6 protein-coding genes and 1 pseudogene are annotated in these 5774 nt (G+C 43.5%); all 7 read right to left on the bottom strand.

What is annotated here, in order from left to right; translation table 11 throughout:
• Positions 1 to 207 precede the first annotated feature (207 nt).
• The 7 genes and pseudogenes from WJ238_RS05355 to WJ238_RS05325 all read right to left on the bottom strand — a co-directional run bounded on the left by WJ238_RS05355 (position 208) and on the right by WJ238_RS05325 (position 5667).
• Entirely contained in the window at positions 208 to 579 is a 372-nt protein-coding gene (locus WJ238_RS05355; RefSeq protein WP_230105125.1) for a heavy-metal-associated domain-containing protein, read from the bottom strand.
• A gap of 72 nt (positions 580 to 651) precedes the next feature.
• Positions 652 to 2655 carry a ferrous iron transport protein B gene (feoB, locus tag WJ238_RS05350; protein WP_337606348.1) on the bottom strand — a complete coding sequence of 668 codons (2004 nt, stop codon included), beginning with the start codon at positions 2653 to 2655 and terminating at the stop codon, positions 652 to 654.
• 102 nt (positions 2656 to 2757) lie between these two features.
• Positions 2758 to 2970, bottom strand: coding sequence for a FeoA family protein (locus WJ238_RS05345; RefSeq protein WP_230105123.1), 213 nt, complete (start codon positions 2968 to 2970; stop codon positions 2758 to 2760).
• Between the two features lie 139 nt (positions 2971 to 3109).
• On the bottom strand, positions 3110 to 3592 hold the full coding sequence (locus WJ238_RS05340) for a metallophosphoesterase family protein (RefSeq protein WP_256193010.1): 483 nt from the start codon (positions 3590 to 3592) through the stop codon (positions 3110 to 3112).
• Positions 3593 to 3615: 23 nt separating this feature from the next.
• Positions 3616 to 4227, bottom strand: a complete 612-nt coding sequence (gene rdgB / locus WJ238_RS05335) for an RdgB/HAM1 family non-canonical purine NTP pyrophosphatase (protein WP_337606347.1) — start codon at positions 4225 to 4227, stop codon at positions 3616 to 3618.
• Positions 4228 to 4464: pseudogene (locus tag WJ238_RS05330) on the bottom strand (class I SAM-dependent RNA methyltransferase); the annotation flags it as partial.
• A 36-nt stretch (positions 4465 to 4500) separates the two neighbouring features.
• Positions 4501 to 5667, bottom strand: a complete 1167-nt coding sequence (locus WJ238_RS05325) for a THUMP domain-containing class I SAM-dependent RNA methyltransferase (RefSeq protein WP_337606346.1) — start codon at positions 5665 to 5667, stop codon at positions 4501 to 4503.
• Positions 5668 to 5774 lie beyond the last annotated feature (107 nt).

The following is a 5774-nucleotide window of genomic DNA, read 5'->3' as shown; positions in this document are numbered from 1 at the left end:
CTGCGACCTCCTGGTCCCAAACCAGGCGCTCTAGCCAAGCTGAGCCACACCCCGATGTCTATTTTATTCTGCTCACTTACGTGGCACAAGAATGATTATATATGAACAAGTAATAATTGTCAACAATTTTTTTTAGTTTTTTATCACAAGCATATTTTCAGTTCTTTTTCCGCTTCCGGGCGAAAAAACACTCTCTTTCTATCGCTGCTAAGAGATCCCCGAAACCTTGTAGCCCGCCTTTTCCACTGTGTTTTTCAAAACTTCTTCCGCAACTTCCCGGTCATAGGAAATGACTGCTCTGCCTTTGGACAGGCTGACATCAGCCCGGACGCCGTCAATCTGGTTTAATGCTTTCGTCACGCTCATCGCACAATGTTCACAATGCATTCCGGTAATTTCTATTGTCTTTTTTCCGATCACCGGACCGTCCAGCTTCTTCTTTTTTATCTTAGCAGCAGAGCAGCTTCCTCCCGCCGGGCATCCGACACATTTCACACCGTTTCTTTTCGCTTTGATCAGATACGAAACCGCACTGCCGATAACAACCGCCAGAATAATGATCACAATAATATTCGTCATAAATGTCATCCTTTCCTTTTTCAATGTCAAGCGGCGGACAAATCTCCTTGCCCACCGCTATCATTATGCCACTTATTTAGCTACATGCAAACTGTATTCTCCCACAAACTCTCTGTCTGACCGGCGAATCCTCCATATAATGATTGCCGCAAACACGAGAACTGCGATCAAACCTGGAATAAATGCGGCTCCCAGAGAACCGGTCGTTACTAGCGTACCGATCTGATATACAAGGAACGCTACTGTATAACCGGTTGCAAGCTGAAGACAAATGCCGCCAAACAGCCATTTCCCGCTCTTCATCTCCGAGTTCATTGCCCCCAGAGCAGCAAAGCAGGGCGGCGTATATAAGTTGAACATCAGATAAGCAAGGGCTGCCACTTTTGTAAGTCCCATGATCGTCGCTACTTCGTTTCCACTTCCGACCAAGGCAAGTTCTTCTGTATCGATCAGATTTGTAACACCATAGACAACTGCCAGAGTACCTACTACATTTTCCTTTGCAATAAATCCTGTGATAGCTGCCGCTGCAAGCTGCCACACCCCAAATCCAAGAGGAATGAACAGAACTGCAAACGGATGCGCAATACTTGCAAGAATAGAAGTATCTGCCGCTCCTTCCTCAACAACCTGGAACTGCCAGTTAAATGTCTGCATGATCTGTACCACTGTATTGCACACTAAAATAATTGTTCCGGCTTTTACAATATATGCTTTGCCACGCTCAAGCATAGAAATACATGCTCTCTTCAGGCTGGGAATTTTATATTCCGGCAGCTCGATGATAAAGAATGATTTCCGGTATTTCTGCCCTGTAATCCTCTTAACAAGCAGCGCTCCTAAAAGAACCAGTAAAATACCAACCAGATACATCGTAGCAGATACCCACCAGGCATCTGCAAAAAATGCGCCTGCAAATAAAGCAATAACCGGGATTTTAGCTCCGCACGGCATAAACGGCGTCAGCATCGCTGTTGTTCTGCGCTCCCTCTCGTTGCGGATCGTACGGGAAGCCATAACGCCGGGAATCGCACATCCTGTACCAATTACCATAGGAATCACAGATTTTCCGGAAAGTCCTACCCTCTTGAAGATCGGGTCAAGCACTACAGTTGCACGAGCCATATATCCACAGTCTTCCAAAAGAGCAATAAGAAAATACATTACCATTACCAATGGAAGGAATCCGACAACCGCACCGACGCCGCCAATGATACCATCCACCAGCAAAGCGTACAGAAGCGGATTGGCATTTTCCATCAGTCCTCCAACCCAGCCCTGGAAGGTTTCTATCCAGGCAACCAGCCAGTCGGCGATCCAGGTACCCAGTGTAGTCTGCGATATGTAAAACACAAGGAAAATAACAACGACAAAAATCGGGATCCCGACAATTTTATGTGTAATTACATCATCAATTTTATCCTGTGCATTTTTATCTTTTGTAAAAACGGTTCTCTTTTCTACTTGCTTTACAATTCCGTTTACAAATTCAAAACGTTTTCTGTCAGCAGCTTCCACCGCATTCTTATCTTTCAGGTTGATATCCGCCTGTATATAAGGCGCCTCCTGTTTTGCCCCCTTTAAAGCAGCCGCCTGATTTACCGCTTCTTTCAGCCCTTCATGACCGGAAGAAGTAGAGACCGTTTTCACTACCGGACAGCCCAGTTTTTCAGACAAAAGTCTTTCATCAATCTCTGTTTTTTTCTTTGCCGTAATATCGCTTTTATTCAGCGCTACTACCACCGGAATACCCAGCTCCAGAAGCTGCGTCGTAAAAAACAGACTTCTGCTTAAGTTTGTAGCATCCACAATATTAATGATAGCATCCGGTTTTTCGTCTTTTACATAACTGCTTGTAATGCTTTCCTCCGAAGTAAAAGGAGACATGGAATAAGCTCCCGGAAGGTCAACCGCCACCAGGTCTTCTGTCCCATCATAATAAGCTTTTTTGATCGAGCTTTCCTTCTTCTCCACTGTAACACCGGCCCAGTTTCCCACACGTTCGTTTCTTCCCGTCAGTGCATTGTACATTGTTGTCTTTCCACTGTTTGGATTTCCCGCAAAAGCAATCCTCATAATGCAAATTCCTCCTTCACTCTTTTAATTAGCATTTGCTAATTTTAATTAGCTATAACTAACATATTTGTTTAAAAAAACAGTGAACCAGTTCACCATTTTTTATATTGAAATAGCCTGAGCTAAATCAGTATCAATATTATATCTTCCATCTTTAATAGAAACGACGCAGCCGCCTTTCAGGCGTGAGATCACCGTAATGGGTTCACCGCTGTAACAGCCCAAAGAAAACAAAAAAGACTTCAATTCTTCATCGTCTGACATAATATCTTTTACAATATACTCTTCGCCTTCTTTGGCATCCAATAAATTCATATCTTTTCATCCTCCTGACTGTATGTGAACAGCCCTTTGCTGAATCTATCTATAAATTTTTGTTCATTCTTTCATGCAAAAGTTAGTATACACTAACTAACTATTCCTGTCAAGAAGATTCTTATGGATTTATCATTTTTTATTCGAGATAGCGGATCTCATAGTTTATTTTCCCGTCAGGATCCATTTGCATTACAATATAACTTGGTTTTCTACCCTTCTGTCTGGGATAAGCTATACTGCCCGGGTTCAGCGTAACCAGATCAGGTTCTATCGTCAGCGAAGGCATATGGGTGTGCCCATACATGACAATATCTGCTCCTCGTCCTCTGGCCTCTTCCTTTACACGCTCCTCGCCCATTCCTACAAAATATCCGTGTCCATGCGTAATAAATACATGATGATCCCCGATAAAAAATTCTTCCTCCCATGGCAATTGAGAGAAAAAGTCATTATTCCCACTGACAATGTGCACCGGACAGTCTGCCAAAGCCTCTATGTAGTCTTCTTTTCCTTCCACATCACCCAGATGGATCATCATATCAATGTGTCCGGTTTCTTCCAATGCTCTCTCCAGATTTCGGTGGGATTTATGTGTATCACTTACTACCAGTATCCTCATATTTACTCTTCGGCTCCTTTGTTTTAACGCTGCTCCAGTATCCGACGCATTTTTCTTAGCCCTTCTCCTCTGTGACTCAACTCATTTTTCTTTTCCGGATCAAGCTGGGCGCTTGTGCATCCATACTGCGGCAGGAAGAAAATAGGATCATAACCAAAACCATGTTCTCCTGCAATTTCATAACCGATCCTCCCTTCCATTGTCCCCCTTACAACTTCTTCTGTACCATCCGGAAATGCCGCCGCTATAGCGCACACAAACCGGGCAGTCCGGTCTTCATCCGGCACGCCCGCAAGCCTGTCAAGCAGAGCATTATTTTTTATATCATAGGAAGTATCCTCTCCGAGATATCTTGCAGAATAAATTCCCGGCTCCTTATTCAGATAATCGATCTCAAGTCCGGAATCATCCGCCAGGATCACTGCTTCCTTATACTTTTTCATAGCTGATGCAATCTTTCGGATTTCTCTTGCTTTGATCAGAGCGTTTTCTTCAAATGTGGTTCCGTCCTCCACTACATCAGCATCTATTCCCGCCTCTTTTTGTGACAAAATCTCCGCATCAAGATCCTTAAGGATCATCCGGATTTCTTCCATCTTATTTCTATTTCCTGTTGCAAATATAATTGTTTTCATTTAGCATCCATCCATTCTACTATTATTTTTCTTCGGCGGCTTCGGCCCCAGAAACTGATAAAAATAAGTTTTCAGCATTCCATTATAAATTTTTCTGTTTTTATCTGCTTTTCTGCCAAAATATCTCTGTGCATCCTCATAGCTCGTGATCATGTAGGCAGACCATGTGTCCAGTCCGGCAAAACTCTCTCCAAAAGTCCGGTACAGCTGCGGCAGATCTTTTTTGTCTTCCATCTTATTTCTATTTCCTGTTGCAAATATAATTGTTTTCATTTAGCATCCATCCATTCTACTATTATTTTTCTTCGGCGGCTTCGGCCCCAGAAACTGATAAAAATAAGTTTTCAGCATTCCATTATAAATTTTTCTGTTTTTATCTGCTTTTCTGCCAAAATATCTCTGTGCATCCTCATAGCTCGTGATCATGTAGGCAGACCATGTGTCCAGTCCGGCAAAACTCTCTCCAAAAGTCCGGTACAGCTGCGGCAGATCTTTTTTGTCTTCCAGCCTTTCGCCGTAAGGAGGATTGGTAATAATGAAGCCATATTTTCCGGAATGTCTAAGATCGCGGACATTTCTTTCCTGAAAATGGATCAGGTGATCCACACCTGCTTCCCTGGCGTTTCTTCTCGCGATCCGGATCACATCACCATCGATATCATACCCCTGTATATCTGTCTCAATATTTGTTTTTATCCTGCTCTCCGCCTCATCCACTGCCTCATACCACATTTTCTTAGGGAGCAGATTCGTCCAGTCCTCGGCTGTAAAAGAACGGTTCATTCCGGGAGCGATATCCGCTGCCATCATCGCGGCCTCTATAGGAAAGGTACCGCTGCCGCAGAAGGGATCCACCAATATTCTGTCTCCCCTCCATGGCGTGAGCATAATAAGCGCCGCAGCCAGCGTTTCCGTGATAGGAGCCTTTCCCGACACCTCCCGGTATCCTCTCTTATGCAGAGAAATTCCTGACGTATCGATCCCTACAGTCACCATATCTTTTTTCAAAAACACCCGGAGCGGATAAGAGGCGCCGTCTTCTTCAAACCACTCTTTATGGTAGGAACTCTGCAGCCTTCTTACAATCGCTTTTTTCATGATGGACTGTATGTCAGACGGGCTGAAAAGCTTACTTTTAACCGATGCTGCTTTGGCAACCCAGAATTTCCCGTTTTCAGGTATGTAATTTTCCCAGGGAATTTCTCTGGTTTTCTCAAACAGTTCATCAAACGTTTCCGCTTTAAACTCTCCTGCTTTCAGCAGCACTCTTTCCGCAGTACGAAGGAAAATATTTGCCCTGCAGACCGCGGACAAATCTCCATAAAACGAAACTCTTCCGTCTTCTGTAGATGAAATCTCATACCCCAGCGCCTGAATTTCTCTTTTCAATACTGCTTCCAGACCAAAATGACAGGGAGCGATCAGTTCTATTTTATCCATAGTAATCTCCATAAATTTTGTTCTATTCTTATCATCTTATTGTTTCTTAAGAAATTTGTCAATTGGGAACAGGGTAATTTTAATTGGGGGACGGGGTATTTTTCAAC

The organism is Claveliimonas sp., assembly GCF_037273965.1.
Taxonomy (GTDB): domain Bacteria; phylum Bacillota; class Clostridia; order Lachnospirales; family Lachnospiraceae; genus Claveliimonas; species Claveliimonas bilis.
Note: the sequence above shows the minus strand (reverse complement) of the source record. Positions and strands in the feature narration are given on the sequence as shown.